General features: G+C 46.5%; 1 protein-coding gene and 1 pseudogene. Both read right to left on the reverse strand.

Annotated features, from left to right (window positions below; genetic code table 11):
- Positions 1-243, reverse strand: a pseudogene (locus tag A3739_RS10000) (alkyl hydroperoxide reductase subunit F); the annotation flags it as partial.
- 564 nt (positions 244-807) lie between these two features.
- The coding region (ahpC, locus tag A3739_RS10005; RefSeq protein ID WP_068501183.1) for an alkyl hydroperoxide reductase subunit C at positions 808-1,257 on the reverse strand (450 nt) is incomplete at its 5' end.

The following is a 1,257-nucleotide window of genomic DNA, read 5'->3' on the forward strand; positions in this document are numbered from 1 at the left end:
GATACCTGAGAACTGGACACCTGTGTCTTTGCCATCAACTTCAATGTAGAAGCTGATCGGACTACGTAAACCTGTGGCACGTTCTTCTAGCGAAAGAAGATCATTGGTGCCTGCAATATCAGCAAGAAACTTTTTCAGCTCCTCACGTTTTTCATGTTCGCCACTTTGAAGAACGAAAGTAAGCGGCGCCTGCATTGAGGCTGTGTACTGTTTAATTGCCTGTAGAATGTCTTGAGATAGCATGATGCTCACCTGTATGTTTCTAAAGTGGTTTTTGATTTTGTTCATCCCGCTGTTGATTCGGGACTTAGTATTCTGATCCGAAGAGATTTGAAGATAATTTCTAGTCTTAACTCTTCTTTTCTTATCGGCGCTGGCCGACAGCAGGTCAGGGTCTTTGTTTCGCCAAAGCCCCCAACACCCCAAAGGCGACCCGGATCGCTGAAGCGATCGACGGGAAAGGCCCTTCGTTCTAGACTCTATGTGAAAGTATTTATTGCAACTTTAGACCATTGAACGATTCTTTATCTGGCAAACCGCTAGCGGCGTGATGAGAGCAGTTAGAGCGAGGCGAAGTTCACCGAGAAAGCGCAGCTTACCGTCTGGTAAGTGAGCATTGAGGGGTGGACTACAACAAAGCTCTAACAATCGCAATAGCCGACTACATTTTCGAGATTAATTACGTCGCGAGATCAGCTAAGTCTAGGCAGAGCGTGTTAAGGAAGCGGAGCTTACTAATAGTAAGTGAGCATTCCGAAACCCGCTTTAACACCGCCTTAGCAATCGCAGTAGGAATTAATCCAAAAATTAAATCTTGCCTACCAAGTCTAATGATGGAGCTAGCGTCTCTTCACCTTCTTTCCATGCGGCTGGGCAAACCTGACCTGGGTTGTTACGAACGTACTGTGCTGCTTTCACCTTACGAAGTAGGTCTTCTGCGTCACGGCCAATACCTTCCGCTGTAATTTCCATTGCTTGGATAACGCCATCTGGGTCAACGATGAATGTACCGCGATCTGCAAGACCTTGATCTTCACGCATTACTTCAAAGTTGCGCGTGATTTGACCTGTTGGGTCGCCAAGCATGTGGTATTGAATCTTGCCGATTGTTTCTGAAGAATCGTGCCATGCTTTGTGCGTGAAGTGCGTGTCAGTTGATACTGAGTAAACTTCTACACCGCGAGACTGAAGCTCTTCGTATTTGTCTGCAACGTCACCAAGCTCTGTTGGGCAAACGAAAGTGAAGTCTGCTGGGTA

Source organism: Oleiphilus sp. HI0067, assembly GCF_001635735.1.